Genomic DNA, 18,606 nt, shown 5'->3' with positions numbered 1-18,606 from the left:
CTCAGGGTGCTGCGACGGGCAGGTCCGCAACTGCGGCATACGCCGGCACCCAGGGTGACATGTTCGTCGGCGTGCTCGCGGTCTCGCGGTCGGCGACGAGTGCCTCGACGGCTGCCGCGATGGACCCGAGCGCGGTGCGGAACAGCAGCGAACCCGTGCTCACCCGTGCGACGCCGAGTGCGGCGAGTCGCGAGAGCGGCAGCTCCGCCTGGACGAGCACGTTGAGCGGTGCCTCGATCGCGCGCACGAGGGCGGAGACGGTCGCCGATTCGAGCACGCCGGGCACGAAGACACCGGATGCCCCAGCCGCCAGATATCGGCGGGCCCGGGTCACCGCGTCGTCGAAGCGGCCGGCGGCATCGTCCTCGCTCGCCACCCAATACCCGTCGGTTCGAGCGTTCAGGTAGAGCCCGGGCGCCGCGGCGGCGATCGCGGCGACCTTGGCCGCGGCGAGCTCGGGGTCGATCAGGTCGCCGTGCTCGGTCGAGTCCTCGATGTTCACGCCGACGCACCCGAGCGCGGCGAGTTCGGCGACGTACCGCCCCACCTCGTCGGGGTCGTCCGAGAAGCCGGCCTCGAGGTCGACGCTGAGCGCGATGCCGTGGGCGGCAGCCGCCCGAGCGAGCGCGAAGGTCTCGGTGGCGATCTCACCGGCGCCGTCGCGTTTGCCGGCGCCGACGGCGATCCCGAGGCTCGTGGTGCCGATCGCGCGGTGGCCGGTGGCGGCGAGCCATCGCGCGGAGGCGAGATCCCACGCGTTCGGCAGCAGCATCGGGGAACCGGGTCGATGGAGGGCGCGGAACTCAGCGGGCGTCAGCATCGGGGGAGGTCTCCTCGTCTCGGCGCCGCTCGGCTCCGTCGGTGCGTATGGTCTCGACGATCGCGGCGGCGATGGCCAGAGCGTGATGGGGTGCCGGGCAGGCCCGGGGCCCCGCCCCGAACGCGAGCACGCGGGCCGGGCGTTCGGCGGTCGCCTCGCGGTCAGGGCCGCCGAGGTGCAGCGTGACGAGCATCTCGCCGCCCTCGAGCAGCCCGGGCACGAGCCGTCGCGTGACGGGCACGGGGGAGTCGTCGCGGAGCACGGATTCCAGCAGCGCGCGGGTCGGCGCGTCGGCTCCGCGCGATCGTGCAGGGGCGAGAGCACGCTCGACGAGGGTCGTCGTCGCCGCATGCGCCTGCACGAGCAGCTGCACGCGAAGCACCTGTTCGGCCGGGTCGGCGGCGCCGGATGCCTCGAGCAACGCGGTCACGGCGGCATCCGCTGTCTCGGGGTCCGCTGCCGCACCCGTGGGGTAGGCGGCCGCGACCACCTCGACGAGCGAAGGGAGGACATCGGCGCGGGCGAAGCCGAGCGCGTCGGCGAGCACCGCGACGGGGATGTCCCGGGCGCACGTTCCCGCCCGGGCGTGCGCAGCGGCGGCAGCAGCGAGGGCGGCCGGGTCGAGTCCGTCGAGCAGCGCCTCGAGACGGGCGCGGCGGGCCTCGTGCTCGGCGCCGTTCACGAAGCGCGAGACGTCGGCACGGAATCTCGTCATCGGTGATGCGGTGGTTCCTGCCGCGACCGCGGCCTCGGGAACCCGTGACGAGGGCTCGCTCAGGATGCGTTCGACCTCGGCCCGTTCGATGATCTCGATCATGGTTCGACGCTACGCCCGGGACGCTTCGATGTCCGGCGAAGTGTCACCGACGTATCGTGGTGGCATGCACGGAGACGCCGATCTCGCCGAACCCGCACGACTCATGGGGGAGCCGGCCCGTGCCGCGATGCTCGTGGCGCTCCTCGACGGCAGATCGCTGCCCGCGAGCGAGCTGGCCTCCGTGGCAGGGGTGAGCGCCTCGACCGCGAGCACGCACCTCGCGCAGCTGCTCGCGGGCGGACTCGTGACCGATCGCAGGCTCGGCCGGCACCGGTACTTCACGCTCGCGAGCGCCGACGTGGCGAACGCCGTCGAGGCACTGCAACTGATCGCGCCTCGGCGCACGGTGAACTCGTACGCGCAGTCCGCCTCAGCGGAACGGCTCGCCCTCGCACGCTCGTGCTACGACCACTTCGCAGGCCGTCTCGCACTCGACCTCGCCGACGCGCTCGTGAGCGAGGGAGCGATCGCGCCCCTTGTCGCGGGAGAGCCGGGTCGGGTGCTCGACCCGGGCACGCCGCTCGCGGAGCGGCTCGGCATCGCCGAGGGCATCGGCATCGCCGGTTCCGCGCGTCGACCGGTGGTGCGCGGATGCCTGGATTGGACCGAGCGCCGTCCGCACCTCGCCGGTCGACTCGGCGCCCACGTGCTCGAGCGGCTGATCACCGAGGGCTGGGTCGAGCGTCGCACGGGCGACCGCTCCCTCCGGGTGACCGAGGCGGGCTCACGGGAGTTCGCCGCGATCGCCCGAGGCTGAGCCGGGCATGCGAGCCCGGGTACTGCTCAGACCGGGTTGCCGGGGCGCCCGGCCACCGGGTGCATGTCGGCGCCGATAGGGGAGCGCGGAGCCCCGTGCACCTCGCGGTGCAGCCGCTCCATGCGCGTGTCGAGCTCGGCTGCGGTGTGCGCGGCATCCGTCAGCCCGTCGAGCAGTTCCTTCGGCACCTGTCGGTCGTACTTGTAGTAGATCTTGTGCTCGAGGCTCGCCCAGAAGTCCATCGCGATGGTGCGGATCTGCACCTCGACGGCGACCGGGTGCGCCCCGGTCGAGAGGAACACCGGCACCTCGACGATGACGTGGAGGCTCTGGTAACCGTTGGACTTCGGCTCCTGGATGTAGTCCTTGACCCGCAGCACCTTGATGTCGCGCTGCGCGGTGAGCAGCTCGAATATGCGGTAGGCGTCGGACACGAAGCTGCACGTCACTCGCACGCCGGCGATGTCGGTGATCGTCTCGCGGATGGTGTCGAACGTCGGGTCGATGCCCTTGCGCTGCATCTTCGCGATGACGCTGTCGAGGCTCTTCAACCGGCTCGAGATGTGCTCGATCGGGTTGTAGTCGTGCGTCTGGTTGAACTCCTCGCGAAGGATGGAGAGTTTCGTGATCACCTCGTCCATGCCGAACTTGTAGCGCAGCATGAAGCGCTCGGTCTCGTCGCGGAGGGCTCGCATCTCGTCGAGCGTCTGGCCGTCGATGGTCTCGAGCGTGCGCTGTGCGCGTGCCGTGAGCATGGGCGGAGCGGAGTGCCGGGTGGGCGGGGTGCCGTCGAGCGGGGTCACGGATGCCACGCTACGACGCGAAGCTCTGCATTTGCTTTGATCTGCGCCTGAACTGCGCGGTGTTCGCCGCCGGCGCACCGCCGGCCCCTCGGTGCGTCGCTACGCTCGAGGCATGGCAGAGTGGCTCACCGTGGCTCCCGGCGTCCATCAGCGCCGGTACGACCCGTTCGACATCTCGATCGTCGTGATCGAGGGCTCCGACGGGCTTCTCCTCGTCGACACCCGTGTGCAGCCGAGCGAGGCGTTCGAACTCGCCGCAGACATCGCGACGCGGTTCGACCGTCCGGTTCGCTGGGTCGTGAACACCCACGCGCACTTCGACCACACCTTCGGCAATCAGGTCTTCGGGCCGGGCACGCCGACGGATGCCGCGATCTACGGCCACGCGAACATCGCCGCCCACTTCGCCGAGTTCGAGGGGCCGCGTCTCGCGGCGTGGCGCGCGGATCCGAGTCGCGAGCCCGAACGGCAGTGGGCCGACGTGGTGCTGACGCCCCCGACGCATCCGATCGTCGAACCGCTGGTGCTGAACCTCGGCGACCGCGTCGTGGAACTGCGCCCGCAGTCGCCCGCGCACACCGACACCGATCTCGCGCTCTTCGTGCCCGATGAGCGCGTCTGGATCCTCGGCGACCTGATCGAGGAGTCGGGGCCGGTGATGTACGGGTCGGGCAGCTACCCGCTCGGCTGGCCGGGTGTGCTCGATGTGCTCGCCGCGTCGATGCGGCCGAGCGATCCGGTGGTGCCCGGGCACGGCAGGGTGGTCGACCGGGCGTTCGTGGAACGGCAGGCGGGGGAGCTGGGGCTCATCGCAGATCGGTTCCGCGCAGCGCATGCGGCCGGGCTCAGTCCGGCCGAGGCGCTCGCCGCCCACGATGACTGGTCCATCCCCGTCGACGGGCTCGGCGGCGCCGTCGAACGCGCGTACCGAGTACTCGACGCGCGGAGGGAGGCGCGGGCATGAACGCCGACGGCGATCCGTTCGCGATCCACCTCTCCGACGACGAGCTCGACGACCTGCGCGGACGACTCCGTCGCACCCGATTCGTTCAGCGGAGCAGCAGCCGCCCGTGGGCCGGAGGCGTCGATCCCGGCTATCTCGCGGGTCTCGTCACCGAGTGGGCCGAGACCTTCGACTGGCGCTCGGTCGAGACGCGCCTGAACCGGCTCGACCACCGGCAGGCACTGGTGCAGGGAACCCGGGTGCACTTCGTTCGCGCGAGCGTCGGCGCGGCCGACGGCGAAACCATCCCGCTGCTCGTGATGCACGGCTGGCCGTCGAGTTTCCTCGAGATGCTGCCGCTCGCCGATGCGCTCCAGGCGGCGGGCGAGATGCACGGTCTGCGATTCGACCTCGTGATCCCGTCGATGCCCGGCTTCCTCTTCTCGGAGCTGCCCGATGCTCCCCTGACACGGGAGATCATGGCCGACCTGATGGCCGCGTTGATGCGCCAGCTCGTCGGCGATGCGCAGTTCGGCGTCTTCGGCGGCGACATCGGCGGCACCGTTGCCGCATGGATCGCGGCGAAGCATCCCGATCGAGTGCTCGGCCTCTACATGATCCATCCGCCGTTCCCGGCGGAGTTCACGGCGCCGCTGACGTCTGCGGAGCGCGCTGTGCTCGAGGCCGAAGCCGAGTTCGACGAGGGCGACGAGGGGTACAGCGCCATCATGGGCACGCGGCCCGACACGGTCGCGGCGGCGCTCATCGATTCGCCGGCAGGGCTGCTCGCATGGATCATCGACAAGCTCCGCGACTGGAGCGACGCCGGCGGCGACCTCGAGCGTCGCTTCGATCGAGAGACCCTCCTCACCCTCGCGACCCTGTACTGGTCGACCGGTTCGATCGGCACCTCGTTCCGCCAGTACTTCGACTTCCCGGCGAACGCGCCGCGACCCGTGATCACCGTGCCGGCGGGATTCACGCTCAGTGCCGAGGCGATCATCCGGGACATCCCGAAGAGCATCGCCGAACGAGCGTGCAGCGACATCAGGGTGTGGCACCCGGCGACGGCGGGCGGTCACTTCATGGCCCACGAGGAGCCCGAACTGCTCGCGGGGCATCTCGCGGCGTTCTTCGACGAGCACGGTCGTCCGCGCGGGAACTGACGGAACGACGCGGTGCGCGATCTCGGACGTCGTTCGTGTCAGGATCCGTCGGTCGTCGTCGACCTCTCGAGTTCCGCACGGACCGCGGCGATCGCACGGTCGAGGGCCGCCTCGTACCGGTGCGGCGCCGGTGCTCCGTAGCCGACGACCATCGCCGGTACCCGCAGCTCCGAGGGGTCGCCGAGCTGGAAGGATCCGAGTCCGTCGAGCCGAACGCCGAGCCGCCGGGCGACGCCCGTGACCTCGCGCTCGTCGATGCCGGTCGGCAACTCGACGAGGCAGTGCAGGCCGGCACGCATCCCGCTCACCCGGCATCCGTGGAGCTCTGCGGCGACGCGTCGTTCGAGGAGCTCACGTCGCGAGCGGTACTCGGCGCGACGACGGCGTACGGTGCGGTCGTATTCGTGCGCCTTCATGAAGGCGTCGAGGGTCGACTGGTTCAACACATCGGCGATGCCGTTCACTGCAACGAACTGCGCGGCGAATTCCGCTGCCAGGCGCTCGGGCACCACGGCCCACCCGAGCCCGACGGCAGGGGCGAGGCTCTTCGACGCAGTGCCGAGGTAGACGACCTGCTCCGGGGCGAGCGATTGCAGCGCGCCGATCGCTCGACGGTCGTAGCGGAACTCGCCGTCGTAGTCGTCTTCGATGATGAACGCCCCGGTGCGTTCCGCCCAGGCGACGACCTCGAGTCGTCGCGATGGCGAGAGCGCGACACCGGTCGGGAACTGGTGCGCCGGCGTCAGGAGCACGGCATGGACGGCGAGATCTCCCAGGCCGCTGACGACGGCGCCGTCGTCGTCGACGGCGAGTGCCACCACGTCGAGCCCCGCGGCGCGGAGGATGCCGCGATGCGCCTCGTGGCCGTACTCCTCGACAGCGATGCGCTGTGCGCCTCGGGCCACGAGCGAGCGCGCGACGGTCGCCAGGCCGGCGCCGAAACCGCGGGTGACCGCGATGCGCGCGCCGTCCGCCCAGACTCCGCGAGTGCGGGCGAGGTACTCGGCGACGGTGGCCCGCAGCGCGACGGAGCCCTGCGGCGGGCCGTACCCGAATGAGGACGCCGGGAGGTCGAGTGCCGCCCGCCGCGCCGAGGCCGCCCATTCGCGCCGGGGGAACGACGAGGCATCCGGGATGCCGCCGCGCAGGTCGAGGCCGGGCTGCGGCAGACGGGGCTGCGGTTCGACGCCCGATGCCTCCGTTCCGGCTCCGAGGCGCGCGGCGACCCAGGTGCCGGCGCCGACGCGCGCCTCGAGCCACCCCTCGGCGACGAGAACGCCGTAGACCTCGGCAACCACGTTGCGGGCGATGCCGAGGTCCGCGGCGAGGGTGCGACTGGCGGGCAGCCGGGTGCCGGCCTCGAGGCGTCCGTCGCGAACCGCGGCTCGGAGCGCCGCTTCGAGTGAGGCCGCCTTTCGGCGCCGGTCGAGATCGAGATGCAGATCGAGCCCTCGAATGGCCCAGGATTCACCCATGGAATTGGACTGTAGCAGTGGGCTGATCGACTCGTAGCGTGGTGTCATGACCATCACCGATGCACTCGTCGACATCCCCGTCCGCCTCGACTTCGATGCGATCGTTCCGCGCTTCTCCCGCGCGGTCGCCTCGCTCGACCACGCCGCGACCGCCGAACTCGACCGGGTCGACTTCGACCCGCAGCTGCGCGAGATGGTGCGGCTCCGCGCCTCGCAGATCAACGGATGCGTCTACTGCGTCGACCTGCACTCGAAGGATGCGCGCGCCGCCGGCGTCTCCGAGCAGAAGTTGCACGCCGTCGCGGTGTGGCGCGATTCGGCGCTGTTCACCGCGGCGGAACGTGCGGCCCTCCACCTCACCGAGTCGATCACCCGGCTCTCGGAGAGCCACGTGCCCGAGGAGGATCTCGCCGCCGCGACCGCCGTCTTCGGCGAGGATCGCACGGCCGCGCTCATCTCGCTCATCATCGTCATCAACGTGTGGGACGCCATCGGCGTGACGACGCGGTGCTGGCCCGTCGCACGCGACGCCGCCTGACCCGGCACGACTCGGTCTGGAATGATGCAGACATGACGGATGCCGCGCAGCCACCGGTCCTGCAACTCCGAGTCGTCATCGAGGCGGAGGACTACGAACAGGCGGTGGCCTTCTACCGAGACGCGCTCGGCATGCCGGAGCTCATGGCCTATGCCGAGGGCGACGATGACCGTGTGGCCATCCTCGAGGCAGGGCGGGCGACCCTCGAGATCGCGAACCCGACGCACAAACGCGTGATCGACGAACTCGAGGCGGAGGGGCGCCCGAGCCAGCGCATCCGGCTCGCCTTCGAGGTGACCGACGGTGCAGGCACCACCCGTCGCCTCGCCGAGGCCGGCGCCGCCGTCGTCGCCGAGCCGGTCGAGACGCCCTGGCGTTCGCTCAACTCACGGCTCGATGCGCCGGCGGGCCTGCAGATCACGGTGTTCGAAGAACTCGAAGGCTCCGAGGAGCGCGCCCTGCGCGACGGGTTCGGCACCGAGGCCGAGCGCGACTGACGACGCGGCGGGCTCAGACGTCGCCGTCGACGTAGAACCACCTGCCGCTGTCGCGGAGGAACCGGCTTCGCTCGTGCAGCACGCCGCGCTCGCGGTCGGAACGGTATGAGGCGCGGAACTCGACCTCGCCGTCGCGATCGAACGGGCCGCCGCGCTCGGTCGAGACGATCTCGAGGGCGAGCCATGTCGTCTCGTCGTCGAGATCGAGGTCGAGCGGACGCGTGCTGGAATGCCATGTCGCGCGGAGGTAGTCGGCGTCGCCGACCGCGAAGGCGGTATAGCGCGAGCTCATGAGCTGCACGGCGGTCGGCGCCTCGGCGCTGCGCGCGAGCAGGGGGCCGCAGCAGTCCCCGAAGGTGCTGCCGCTGCGGCAGGGGCACCGATCGTCTGCGGCCGGTCGGTGCTGGGGAGAGTTGCTGGGCATCCTCTCAGTATCGCGGGCGTGGAGGGCGATCATCATGCTCTGCACAGCAATAACTGAGGAACTCTTCAGAAACTCCGGGCAGAGTGTCTGACTTCTGCCCTCGCTCGGGGGCGTCCCCCAATCCGATCCGAGCACCCCAGAACCTATGCGCAACGAAATCACCACGCCCGAAACCGAAACCGCCCACGAGACCCGGCACCCGCGCCGCAGCATCCGCAAGCGCCGCATCAGCCGCAAGCGGCTCATCGCCGTCGGCGCCGTCATGGCCACAGGCCTCATCGTCGGCACCGGAATCACGGTGCAGTCGGCGATCAGCACCCAGGCCAGCATCGCCGAGACCGCCGCGCTCACCGAATCGACCGGTGTCCGTTCCGAACAGCTCGGCGCCTACAGCGCGATCGCCGAGGCCCGCACGCGCCACAGCGCGCAGGACACCCTCACCGCAGCCAACGCCACGCTCGCCGCGGTCGACGGCAAGGTCGACTCCAGCGGCCTCGCTGCGTCCGTCGCCTCGCTCGGCGAGTACGAGCGGCTGCCGATCGATTCGATCGTCGACCTGACGAAGCAGACGCGCGCCGAAACCGAGAAGGCCGCGGCCGCAGCCGCCGCCTACGACCGCGCCCAGGCCGAGAAGGCCGCCGCCGCCGCGGAGGCACTCGCCCGGGCGAACACGCCCGACGGCGCCCGAGCCACCGCACGCTCGCTCGCCGCGTCGAAGTACGGCTGGGACGAGTCGCAGTTCCAGTGCCTCGACCAGCTGTGGCAGAAGGAGTCGGGCTGGTCGTACACCGCCTACAACGCGTCGAGCGGCGCCACCGGCATCCCGCAGTCGCTGCCCGGCAGCAAGATGGCCACCGCCGGCTCCGACTGGCAGACCAACGCCGCAACCCAGATCAAGTGGGGGCTCGACTACATCGCCCGCGGGTACGGCAGCCCGTGCAGCGCGTGGTCGCACTCGCAGTCGGTGAACTGGTACTGATCCCGGGGGATGTCGCGTAGGGTTGCCCGCACGGGGCCGCCCAGGCCTCCGATCAAAGGGCGTCATCCATGTCAGACAAGTCGCCGAAGAAGTCGTCGTCCAAGACGGCTGCGAGCAAGACCCTGAAAGAGAAGCGCGCCGACAAGAAGGCGAAGGTCGAGCACCGCGCCAGCAGCGACGCAGTGTCCGAGGCAACGCACCGCAAGCGCTGAACCGCAGCGGCGCCCGAGCGGGGCGATGGAATCTCCGTCGCGTTGCACGGGCGTCGCGATGCAGCCCGGCGACCGCAGTTCAGACGGCGCGAGGGTCGAGCAGGCCCGCTCGGTCGGGGTGCCGGTCGAACCACTCGCCCACGTACCAGCAACTCGGCACGATGCGACGGGTCGAGTTCGCCTCGACGTCGTCGACCGCGAACTCGACGAGTTCGCCCGCCAGGCCGCTGCCGCGGTACGGCGGGTTCGTGAACGTACGGGTGAACGCGACCGAGTCGCCGAGCTCCCGATAGTCGAGCACGCTCGCGATGTCGCCGTCGACGCGCAGCACGTATCGGCGGGCGTCAGGTTCGTGAGCGAGTTCGGTATGCACGTCGATCAGGCTACGCCGCGTACGCTCAGCGACCGCGGAGGCGCTCGAGATCTCGCCGTTCCCGTTTCGTGGGGCGGCCCGCACCGCGATCGCGCGTCGCGACGATCGCCACCGTCTCGCGTGGCGGCGGGGGAGGTGTGCGATCGTCGACCGCCGTCGCCGCGACGGCCGCCGATACCCGCTTGACGAGCGTCTGCCGCACGACGAGCATGCGATCGAATCCGTCGATGCGCACGCGCACCTCGTCGCCCGGGCGCACCGACTGGGCCGCCTTCGCGCGCTCGCCGTTCACGCGCACATGCCCGGCCCGGCATGCCGCCGTGGCGGAGGATCGCGTCTTGAACTGCCGCACCGCCCAGAGCCAGGCGTCGACGCGCACGGGGGACTCGCCGTTCATGCCAACAGCCTACGGCGGCGCCGGCCCGACATGTTCGTGGGGCATGCTGGACTCATGAGCGGAGCGAGCGGCGACGAATGGGTCGTGGGCCCCGATGGCGCGAAGTACTGGGGCAGGTATGGGGCGGCAGGCCTGTTGGTCGTGAGCCCCGAGCGCGAGGTCCTGCTGCAGCATCGGGCGTTGTGGAGCCACTTCGGCGGCACCTGGGGCATGCCCGGGGGGGCGCGACACGAGCACGAGAGCGCCGTCGAGGCGGCCGTCCGTGAGGCGGGTGAGGAGGCGGGTGTGCCACCGGCGCTCCTCGAGGTGCGGTTCAGCACGGTGCTCGACCTCGGTTACTGGTCGTACACGACCGTCGTCGCCGATGCCGCCGAACGGTTCGCCCCGATCGTCAGCGACCCCGAGAGCATCGAGCTGCGCTGGATCGCGATCGATCAGGTCACCGAAGTGCCGCTGCACCCGCGATTCGCCGAAGCCTGGTCGGGCCTCGCAGCCCGCCTCTGAGGCCCCGCGTCAGGCGGTGCGCTCGTCGACCGGTGACACGGACCGTCGTGGAGGCCACGGCACGATCGGCGAGGTGCGGGCGCGATAGTCGTCGTAGTCGGGGTACCTCGACCGCGAGATCGACTCGGTGAAGATCGTCGAACCGATGAAGAGCGTCGTGAGCAGCACGGCTCCCGTGACCGACCAGTGCAGCCAGACGCCGGTCGCCGCGACCGCGAACCCGTAGAAGACCCACCACTGGGCCTGTTCGAAGAAGAAGTTGGGGTGCCGCGAGAAGCGGAACAGCCCGGTCTGCAGGAAACCCGGCTGCGGCGTGCGGCCGGCCGCACGCTCGGCGGCCTTCCACCGGTGGAACGTCCATTGCTGCTGGTCGGCCACCGTCTCGCCGGCGAGGAGGGCGAGGAACACGACGGAGAGCACCACGTCGGCCGCACCGAGCGGAGCGTCGCCGGCGGCGAACACCGTGGCGGCCGGGAGGCAGAACAGCAGGATCACGGCGTTCTGGTAGATCGAGATGAACAACAGGTTGAACGCGGCGAACCCTGCACGCGACATCCGCCCGCGCAGCACCGCCCAGCGGTAGTCCTCGCCGCCGGGGCGGTACCCGCCCTTACGAGCGAAATTGAAGGTCAAGCGGATGCCCCATGCCGAGACGAGCACCGCCATGAGCACGAGTCGCCCGTCGAACCCCGACGCGACGGCGAACACCCACACGTAGACGATCGGCGCGATCGACCAGATGCGATCGACCCACGAGTACTCGCGAGTGGCGATCGAGGCGACCCACGTCGCGAGCGTGATCGCGGCGCAGATGACGAGACACACGATGAGCGGACCCATGGCGGCATTCTACGGATCGATAGGATCGGAACGTGGCTGGGGAACGCTCGGGGGAGGTCGGTTCGGAGATCTGGACGATCCCGAACATCCTCAGCATGCTCCGGCTGGCACTCGTTCCGGTCTTCCTGATCTTCATCGTGCGCGGCGACTACATGGTCTCGCTCGTCGTGCTCGTCGTCGCGAGCCTCTCCGATCTGCTCGACGGCTACCTCGCGCGCCGTCTCGGCCAGGTGACCCGTCTCGGGCAGCTGCTCGATCCCGCCGCCGACCGGCTGTACATCTTCGCCGCACTCGTCGGTCTCGCAGCCCAGGGCCTCGTGCCCTGGTTCATCGTCGTCGTCATCGTCGCCCGAGACGTCTTCCTGCTCGCCCTCGGCGTCGTGCTCGCCAACCACGGATTCGGGCCGCTGCCCGTGCATCAGCTCGGCAAGGTCGCGACGTTCGCGCTGTTCTTCGGCTTGCCGGTGATCATGCTCGGACTCGCATTCCCTGCCGTCGCCGCCATCAGTCAGCCGATCGGCTGGGCGATCACCCTCTGGGGTGCATTCCTGTACTGGTGGGCCGGCATCATCTACGCGATCGAGACCGCTCGCGTCATCCGCATTCCGCGGGTGGCAGACGAGCCTCGATCGGATACGCTGGAACAGGGAGGTCAATGTGGCGGATAGCGACAACACTCAGGCCGGCAGTGCCGAGACCGGGAGCGAGCCTTCGACGACCACGTCGACGCATGCTGCGGTCGACGGGGCGACCGATACGACCATCGGCTTCAGCCGTGAGGCGGCCGCACAGCTGAGCGCGGTCGACGCCGACGTCACAGCCGAAGAGCAGGAGGCGATCGCCGCACTGCCATCGGGCTCGGCACTGCTCATCGTGCGTCGCGGGCCGAACAGCGGGGCGCGATTCCTGCTCGACACCGACGTGACCGTCGTGGGTCGTCATCCCGACGCCGACATCTTCCTCGACGACGTGACGGTCTCCCGCAAGCACGCGGAGTTCGTGCGGCACCGTTCCGCGTTCGAGGTCCGCGACCTCAGCTCGCTGAACGGCACCTACTTCGACGGAGTGCGCATCGAGACGGCGCTCCTGAGCGACGGTGCAGAGGTGCAGATCGGAAAGTTCCGGCTCACGTTCTACGCCTCGCGGCGCGACCTGGCTCCGGTGGCGAGCGAATAGTGGCAGCTCCCGCTGCGTCCACGCGCGCGAGCGGCCAGGCGCCACTGCTGGGCATCGGTCAGGTGCTGGCACGGCTTCAGCCCGAGTTCCCCGAACTCACTCCATCGAAGCTGCGCTTCCTCGAAGAGCAACGGCTCGTTGCGCCCGCCCGAACCGCGGCCGGCTACCGGAAGTTCTCGACGGCCGACGTCGAGCGCATCACGGTCGTGCTCTCCATGCAGCGCGACCAGTACCTGCCGCTCAAGGTGATCCGCACCCACCTCGAGGCGATCGACGCAGGGGAGACCCCGGCGCTGCCCGGCGCCACGAGTGCCGCGGCGTTCCTCGCGGGCGCGCGAAGGTTCCGTCGCGATGAACTCATCGCGGAGGCAGAGGCCACGGCCTCGCTGCTCGACGATGCGGTGTCGGCGTCGTTGCTGCCGGCAGCCGAGTACTACGGCGACGAGGCGCTCGGGGTGCTCCGCTCGCTCGTCGCACTGCGAGCGGTCGGCATCGAACCGCGCCACCTCCGCGGAGTGCGCGCCGCGGCCGAGCGCGAGGCGGCGCTCGTCGAGCGGGCGATCGCGCCGTCACGTCGAGCGGATGCCGCCGACAAGGCCCGTGCCGCCGAGCGCGGCCTCGAACTCGCCGAGCATCTCGAGGCCGTGCATGCGAGTGTTGTCCGGGCCTCGCTCGGCCGTCTCGCACGATGATCTCGCGACACGCCGTGACGTTCGGCCGGATGTGTTCGACAGAGCCTGCCGCCCTCGGTAGCGTGGAACTCGCGCCGACGAGGTGCCGACGCGAGAGTGAGGGGCGGAACGGATGAGTGAGCTCGACCGGACTCCACGCTCGCGGTACGACCTCGGGTTGCTCTTCACCGATGGCATGCCCGAGCACGACGACGCCACGGGATATCGCGGAGCGGTCGCGGCGCGTGCCGCCGGCATCAGCTATCGCCAGCTCGACTACTGGGCGCGCACGCAGCTCGTCGAGCCCACCGTGCGCAGTGCTGCCGGCTCGGGTTCGCAGCGGCTCTACGGTTTCCGCGACATCCTCGTGTTGAAGCTCGTGAAGCGACTGCTCGACACCGGCATCTCCCTGCAGCAGATCCGCACGGCGGTGACGCAGTTGCGCGAAGCGGGCATCGACGATCTCGCCCAGACGACCCTCATGAGCGACGGTGCGAGCGTCTACCTGTGCACGTCCGACGACGAGGTCATCGACCTCGTCAACCGCGGCCAGGGCGTGTTCGGCATCGCCGTGGGCAAGGTGCTGCGCGAGGTGGAGTCGACGCTCGTCGAGATCGGCACGCAGCCGGCCGACCCCATGGACGAACTCGCCGCACGTCGCGGCGTGCGCTCGCGCAAGATCTCCTGAACCCAGCCCTCCGCGCTCGACGCGCATCCGCACGCTCAGCGTGTCGTTCGGCGTGGTCGTGTCTCCGCACGCAGCGTCGGTCGTTCCCGTCCAGCACGTCACTGCATGCCGGGTGGGCTCCTGCAGGGCCGTCATGCGACCCGCGAGTCGATCAGGCGGTCGGAGTCGGGGCCTCGAGCGGCAATCCGGCGAACTCGCCGATGCGAGCCGTGCGCAGCACCCGCTCGAGCAGCTGATCGAAGTTCGACGACATCTCCTCGGCGCTCTCGCCCGGCCACATGTGCAGCGGCTTCGCGGCGCCCTGCGCCTGCTGGAGCGACGTGCGCTCGGGCAGCTGCGGGGAGAGCACGAGCGGACCGAACATGTCGCGCAGCTCCTTGATGCGGAACTGGTGTTCGAGCGACTGCACGCGCGCACGGTTCACGATGATGCCGAGCGGCTGGAGTCGCGGCGAGAGACCTCGCCGGATCTCCTCGATCGCGCGGAGCGCGCGGTCGGCCGCCGCGACGGAGAAGAGCCCTGGCTCGGTCACGACGGCGACGCGGTCGCTCGCGGCCCAAGCCGTGCGGGTCAAGGCGTTCAGCGACGGCGCGCAGTCGATGAGCACGAGTTCGTAATCGGCCTCGACGTTGGCGAGCGCCTCCTCGAGCTTCCAGATGTCGCGGATCGACGGATGGGGTCCGTCGAAGTTGATCGCCGACGGGCTGCCGATCATGACGTCGATCGTCGACTGCGGGTTCGAGCGCGCCCAGCCGCTCGGCGCGATCGCCGAGCGCACGATCTTCTCCTTGGGAGAGGCGAGCACATCGGCGACGTTGAGGTGGCCGGCGACCTGGATGTCCATGCCGGTCGAGACGTCGGATTGCGGATCGAGGTCGACCACGAGGGTACGGACGCCGCGGGCGAACGCCGCCGACGCCAGTCCGAGGGTGACGGTGGTCTTCCCGACACCGCCCTTCAGAGAACTGACGCTGAGTACGTGCACGGCAGATACGTTACCTTTACTACTCGGGCGATACCTAAACGTTCGCTGTGGGGAATCCAGTCTGAAAGGCCTGCATGTTCACGAAGATCCTGGTTGCCAATCGCGGAGAGATCGCCATTCGAGCGTTCCGAGCCGCCGTCGAACTCGGTGCGAAGACGGTCGCGGTGTACCCGTTCGAAGACCGCAACTCCCTGCACCGGCTGAAGGCCGACGAGGCGTACCAGATCGGCGAGCCGGGTCATCCGGTGCGCGCCTACCTCGACGTCGCGGAGATCATCCGCGTGGCGAAGCTGTCGGGCGCCGACGCGATCTACCCGGGATACGGATTCCTCTCCGAGAACCCCGAGCTCGCGCAGGCGGCGGAGGCCGCCGGCATCACCTTCATCGGCCCGCCCAAGCGCGTGCTCGAGATGGCGGGCAACAAGGTCACGGCCAAGGAGCACGCGATCGCAGCGGGCGTGCCCGTGCTGAAGTCGACGCAGCCCTCGCGCGACATCGAGGAGCTCGTGGCCCAGTCCGACGAGGTCGGCTTCCCGATCTTCGCCAAGGCCGTCGCAGGCGGCGGCGGTCGCGGCATGCGCCGCGTCGCCTCGAAGGACGACCTGCGCGCGGCCCTCGAAGAGGCCATGCGCGAGGCCGACAGCGCGTTCGGCGACCCGACCATGTTCCTCGAGCAGGCCGTGCTGCGGCCGCGCCACATCGAGGTCCAGGTGCTCGCGGACGCCTCGGGTGAGACCGTGCACCTCTTCGAGCGCGACTGCTCGGTGCAGCGCCGCCACCAGAAGGTCATCGAGATCGCTCCGGCCCCGAACCTCTCCGACGAGGTGCGCCAGTCGCTCTACCGCGACGCGATCGCATTCGCCAAGTCGATCGGCTACGTCAACGCCGGCACCGTCGAGTTCCTGCTCGACACCGCCGGCGAGCGGGCCGGCCAGCACGTGTTCATCGAGATGAACCCGCGCATCCAGGTCGAGCACACGGTCACCGAAGAGGTCACCGACGTCGACCTCGTCGTCTCCCAGATCCGCATCGCCGCGGGGGAGTCGCTCGCCGAACTCGGCCTGCAGCAGGACTCGATCCGGCTCCGCGGCGCCGCCCTCCAGTGCCGCATCACGACCGAAGACCCGACCGCCGGGTTCCGCCCCGACACGGGCAAGATCACGACGTACCGCTCGCCGGGCGGTGCCGGCATCCGCCTCGACGGCGGCACGATCAACCCGGGTGCCCAGATCAGCCCGCACTTCGACTCGATGCTCGCCAAGCTCACCTGCCGCGGGCGCGACTACCCTGCCGCAGTCGCCCGCGCGAAGCGCGCCCTCGCCGAGTTCCGCATCCGCGGCGTCTCGACGAACATCCCGTTCCTGCAGGCCGTGCTCGAAGACCCCGCGTTCGTCGCCGGCGACCTCAGCACCTCCTTCATCGACGAGCGCCCGCAGCTGCTGCGCGGTCGTGTCTCGAAGGACCGCGGCACCAAGATCCTCAACTGGCTCGCGGATGTCACGGTGAACCAGCCGAACGGACCGGCGCCGACGACCGTCAGCCCCGCCGAGAAGCTGCCCGCCATCGATCTCTCGGCCCCTGCACCGTCGGGCTCGCGTCAGCGCCTGCTCGAACTCGGCCCGAAGGGCTTCGCCGCGGCGCTCCGCGCCCAGACGCCGCTCGCGGTGACCGAGACCACGTTCCGCGACGCGCACCAGTCGCTGCTCGCGACCCGCGTTCGCACGCGCGACCTCGTCGCCGTCGCACCGTATGTGGCCCGCATGACCCCCGAGCTGCTCTCGGTCGAGGCGTGGGGCGGTGCGACGTACGACGTCGCCCTCCGCTTCCTCGGTGAAGACCCGTGGGACCGCCTCGCCGCCCTCCGCGAGGCCCTGCCGAACATCAACATCCAGATGCTGCTCCGCGGGCGCAACACGGTCGGCTACACGCCGTACCCGACCGAGGTGACCGACGCGTTCGTGCGCGAGGCTGCGTCGACCGGCGTCGACATCTTCCGCATCTTCGACGCGCTGAACGACGTCTCGCAGATGCGTCCGGCCATCGACTCGGTGCTCTCGACCGGCCACGCGGTGGCCGAGGTTGCGGTGTGTTACACGGGCGACCTGCTCGATCCGGCGGAAGATCTCTACACGCTCGACTACTACCTGAAGCTCGCCGAGCAGATCGTCGACGCCGGGGCGCACGTGCTCGCGATCAAGGACATGGCCGGACTCCTGCGCCCGACAGCTGCTGAGAAGCTCGTGGGCGCGTTGCGGGAGCGATTCGACGTTCCCGTGCACCTGCACACGCACGACACCGCAGGCGGCCAGCTGGCGACGCTCCTGGCCGCGAGCCGCGCCGGAGTCGACGCCGTCGACGTCGCGAGCGCGCCCATGGCCGGCACCACGAGCCAGCCCTCCGCGTCGTCGCTCGTCGCCGCCCTCGCGCACACCGAGCGGGACACGGGCATCTCCCTCGACGCAGTCTCCGACCTCGAGCCGTACTGGGAGGCCGTGCGCCGCCTGTACCGCCCGTTCGAGTCGGGCCTGCCCGGCCCCACCGGCCGCGTCTACCACCACGAGATCCCCGGTGGTCAGCTCTCCAACCTGCGCCAGCAGGCGATCGCACTCGGCCTCGCCGACGACTTCGAGCTCATCGAGGACATGTACGCGGCAGCCGACCGGATCCTCGGCCGGGTCCCGAAGGTCACGCCGTCGTCGAAGGTGGTCGGCGACCTCGCCCTGCACCTCGCGGCCGTCAAGGCCGACCCCGACGACTTCGCGGCCAACCCCGAGAAGTACGACGTGCCCGACTCGGTCATCGGCTTCATGGCCGGTGAGCTGGGCGACCTGCCCGGCGGATGGCCCGAGCCGTTCCGCACGAAGGTGCTCGCCGGCAAGGACATCCGCATCGGCGTGACCGAGCTCACCGCCGAACAGCGCGAGGCGCTCGAGGCCGACAGCGCGACCCGTCGGGCGACGCTGAACGCGCTCCTCTTCCCGGCGCCGACGCGCCAGTACGAGCAGATCCGCGAGCTGTTCGGCGACCTGTCGGTCGTCGACACCGCCGACTACCTGTACGGCCTGCGCCAGGGGGCCGAGCACGTGGTCGAGATCGCGAAGGGTGTGCGGCTGTACGCCGGTCTCGAGGCGATCGGCGAGGCCGACGACAAGGGCATGCGCACGGTCATGACGATCCTGAACGGGCAGCTCCGCCCGGTCTTCGTGCGCGACCGCTCGATCGTCGTCGAGACCCGTGCGGCCGAGAAGGCGGATGCCTCGCAGCCCGGGCAGATCGCAGCGCCGTTCTCGGGCGTCGTGACCCTCCAGGTCGAGGCCGGTGCCGAGATCTCCGCAGGCCAGAGCGTCGCCTCCATCGAGGCGATGAAGATGGAGGCCGCCATCACCTCGCCGATCGCCGGCGTGGTCGAGCGCGTCGCGATCCCCAAGACGCAGCAGGTCGAGGCGGGTGACCTGCTCGTCGTGGTGCGCCCGCGATAACGCGGTGCGCCCGCGTTCGGAGGCGCGCCCGCGATAGGCTGGGAGCGGTTGGCACTGATGAG

22 protein-coding genes are annotated in these 18,606 nt (G+C 70.2%); 13 read left to right on the top strand and 9 right to left on the bottom strand.

Going from position 1 to position 18,606, the window contains the following annotated elements:
• Position 1 precedes the first annotated feature (1 nt).
• Both JOE59_RS07670 and JOE59_RS07665 read right to left on the bottom strand, forming a co-directional pair.
• The gene (locus tag JOE59_RS07670; protein WP_204459623.1) at positions 2-820 is read right to left on the bottom strand and encodes an isocitrate lyase/PEP mutase family protein; all 819 of its coding nucleotides are present in this window, start codon (positions 818-820) and stop codon (positions 2-4) included.
• Complete coding sequence (locus JOE59_RS07665; protein ID WP_204459622.1) at positions 804-1,637, bottom strand: hypothetical protein; 834 nt, start codon at positions 1,635-1,637, stop codon at positions 804-806. Before JOE59_RS07665 ends, JOE59_RS07670 begins: the two co-directional genes overlap by 17 nt.
• Positions 1,638-1,701: 64 nt before the next feature.
• Between JOE59_RS07665 and JOE59_RS07660 the strand changes: the two genes are divergently transcribed.
• On the top strand, positions 1,702-2,394 hold the full coding sequence (locus tag JOE59_RS07660) for an ArsR/SmtB family transcription factor (protein ID WP_204459621.1): 693 nt from the start codon (positions 1,702-1,704) through the stop codon (positions 2,392-2,394).
• A 26-nt stretch (positions 2,395-2,420) separates the two neighbouring features.
• On the opposite strand, the gene JOE59_RS07655 is transcribed toward JOE59_RS07660, so the two are convergent.
• On the bottom strand, positions 2,421-3,149 hold the full coding sequence (locus JOE59_RS07655; protein ID WP_204463305.1) for a GTP pyrophosphokinase: 729 nt from the start codon (positions 3,147-3,149) through the stop codon (positions 2,421-2,423).
• Between the two features lie 160 nt (positions 3,150-3,309).
• Here JOE59_RS07655 and JOE59_RS07650 point away from each other — a divergent pair, with 160 nt between their 5' ends.
• Entirely contained in the window at positions 3,310-4,161 is an 852-nt protein-coding gene (locus JOE59_RS07650) for an MBL fold metallo-hydrolase (RefSeq protein WP_204459620.1), read from the top strand.
• The gene (locus JOE59_RS07645) at positions 4,158-5,306 is read left to right on the top strand and encodes an epoxide hydrolase family protein (RefSeq protein WP_204459619.1); all 1,149 of its coding nucleotides are present in this window, start codon (positions 4,158-4,160) and stop codon (positions 5,304-5,306) included. The genes JOE59_RS07650 and JOE59_RS07645 overlap by 4 nt, the downstream gene beginning before the upstream one ends.
• A 38-nt stretch (positions 5,307-5,344) precedes the next feature.
• Here the strand turns inward: JOE59_RS07645 and pdxR are convergent, their stop codons facing one another.
• Positions 5,345-6,781, bottom strand: coding sequence for a MocR-like pyridoxine biosynthesis transcription factor PdxR (gene pdxR / locus JOE59_RS07640; protein WP_204459618.1), 1,437 nt, complete (start codon positions 6,779-6,781; stop codon positions 5,345-5,347).
• A 46-nt stretch (positions 6,782-6,827) separates the two neighbouring features.
• On the opposite strand from pdxR, the gene JOE59_RS07635 reads away from it, so the two are divergent.
• Positions 6,828-7,319, top strand: coding sequence for a carboxymuconolactone decarboxylase family protein (locus JOE59_RS07635; protein WP_204459617.1), 492 nt, complete (start codon positions 6,828-6,830; stop codon positions 7,317-7,319).
• 32 nt (positions 7,320-7,351) lie between these two features.
• A complete protein-coding gene (locus JOE59_RS07630) occupies positions 7,352-7,816 on the top strand; it encodes a VOC family protein (RefSeq protein WP_204459616.1) in 465 nt (154 codons plus the stop codon).
• Between the two features lie 13 nt (positions 7,817-7,829).
• On the opposite strand, the gene JOE59_RS07625 is transcribed toward JOE59_RS07630, so the two are convergent.
• On the bottom strand, positions 7,830-8,240 hold the full coding sequence (locus tag JOE59_RS07625) for a YchJ family protein (RefSeq protein WP_204459615.1): 411 nt from the start codon (positions 8,238-8,240) through the stop codon (positions 7,830-7,832).
• 145 nt (positions 8,241-8,385) lie between these two features.
• Here JOE59_RS07625 and JOE59_RS07620 point away from each other — a divergent pair, with 145 nt between their 5' ends.
• Both JOE59_RS07620 and JOE59_RS07615 read left to right on the top strand, forming a co-directional pair.
• The gene (locus JOE59_RS07620) at positions 8,386-9,219 is read left to right on the top strand and encodes an aggregation-promoting factor C-terminal-like domain-containing protein (RefSeq protein ID WP_239560141.1); all 834 of its coding nucleotides are present in this window, start codon (positions 8,386-8,388) and stop codon (positions 9,217-9,219) included.
• 68 nt (positions 9,220-9,287) lie between these two features.
• Positions 9,288-9,431, top strand: coding sequence for a hypothetical protein (locus JOE59_RS07615; protein ID WP_179549936.1), 144 nt, complete (start codon positions 9,288-9,290; stop codon positions 9,429-9,431).
• Positions 9,432-9,510: 79 nt separating this feature from the next.
• Here JOE59_RS07615 and JOE59_RS07610 read toward each other — a convergent pair whose 3' ends face one another.
• On the bottom strand, positions 9,511-9,804 hold the full coding sequence (locus JOE59_RS07610; RefSeq protein ID WP_204459614.1) for a GNAT family N-acetyltransferase: 294 nt from the start codon (positions 9,802-9,804) through the stop codon (positions 9,511-9,513).
• Positions 9,805-9,829: 25 nt separating this feature from the next.
• A complete protein-coding gene (locus tag JOE59_RS07605) occupies positions 9,830-10,201 on the bottom strand; it encodes an RNA-binding S4 domain-containing protein (protein WP_074259278.1) in 372 nt (123 codons plus the stop codon).
• A gap of 54 nt (positions 10,202-10,255) precedes the next feature.
• On the opposite strand from JOE59_RS07605, the gene JOE59_RS07600 reads away from it, so the two are divergent.
• Positions 10,256-10,705, top strand: coding sequence for an NUDIX domain-containing protein (locus tag JOE59_RS07600; protein ID WP_307836997.1), 450 nt, complete (start codon positions 10,256-10,258; stop codon positions 10,703-10,705).
• A gap of 9 nt (positions 10,706-10,714) precedes the next feature.
• Here JOE59_RS07600 and JOE59_RS07595 read toward each other — a convergent pair whose 3' ends face one another.
• Positions 10,715-11,545, bottom strand: coding sequence for a DUF1295 domain-containing protein (locus tag JOE59_RS07595; RefSeq protein ID WP_204459612.1), 831 nt, complete (start codon positions 11,543-11,545; stop codon positions 10,715-10,717).
• 32 nt (positions 11,546-11,577) lie between these two features.
• On the opposite strand from JOE59_RS07595, the gene JOE59_RS07590 reads away from it, so the two are divergent.
• The 4 genes from JOE59_RS07590 (at position 11,578) to JOE59_RS07575 (ending at position 14,080) form a co-directional block, all read left to right on the top strand.
• On the top strand, positions 11,578-12,213 hold the full coding sequence (locus JOE59_RS07590) for a CDP-alcohol phosphatidyltransferase family protein (protein WP_204459611.1): 636 nt from the start codon (positions 11,578-11,580) through the stop codon (positions 12,211-12,213).
• Entirely contained in the window at positions 12,203-12,721 is a 519-nt protein-coding gene (locus tag JOE59_RS07585; RefSeq protein WP_374191119.1) for an FHA domain-containing protein, read from the top strand. The genes JOE59_RS07590 and JOE59_RS07585 overlap by 11 nt, the downstream gene beginning before the upstream one ends.
• On the top strand, positions 12,718-13,413 hold the full coding sequence (gene ftsR, locus JOE59_RS07580; protein ID WP_204463302.1) for a transcriptional regulator FtsR: 696 nt from the start codon (positions 12,718-12,720) through the stop codon (positions 13,411-13,413). Before JOE59_RS07585 ends, ftsR begins: the two co-directional genes overlap by 4 nt.
• A 112-nt stretch (positions 13,414-13,525) precedes the next feature.
• A complete protein-coding gene (locus JOE59_RS07575) occupies positions 13,526-14,080 on the top strand; it encodes a MerR family transcriptional regulator (protein WP_074259273.1) in 555 nt (184 codons plus the stop codon).
• A gap of 151 nt (positions 14,081-14,231) precedes the next feature.
• On the opposite strand, the gene JOE59_RS07570 is transcribed toward JOE59_RS07575, so the two are convergent.
• Positions 14,232-15,065, bottom strand: a complete 834-nt coding sequence (locus JOE59_RS07570) for a ParA family protein (protein ID WP_074259272.1) — start codon at positions 15,063-15,065, stop codon at positions 14,232-14,234.
• Positions 15,066-15,139: 74 nt separating this feature from the next.
• Between JOE59_RS07570 and JOE59_RS07565 the strand changes: the two genes are divergently transcribed.
• Positions 15,140-18,544, top strand: coding sequence for a pyruvate carboxylase (locus tag JOE59_RS07565; protein ID WP_204459610.1), 3,405 nt, complete (start codon positions 15,140-15,142; stop codon positions 18,542-18,544).
• Positions 18,545-18,606 lie beyond the last annotated feature (62 nt).

This window comes from Agromyces cerinus (assembly GCF_016907835.1).
Classification (GTDB): Bacteria; Actinomycetota; Actinomycetes; order Actinomycetales; family Microbacteriaceae; genus Agromyces; species Agromyces nitratus.
The sequence above is the reverse complement of the archived record's forward strand: the minus strand, read 5'-3'. Positions and strand labels throughout refer to the sequence as shown.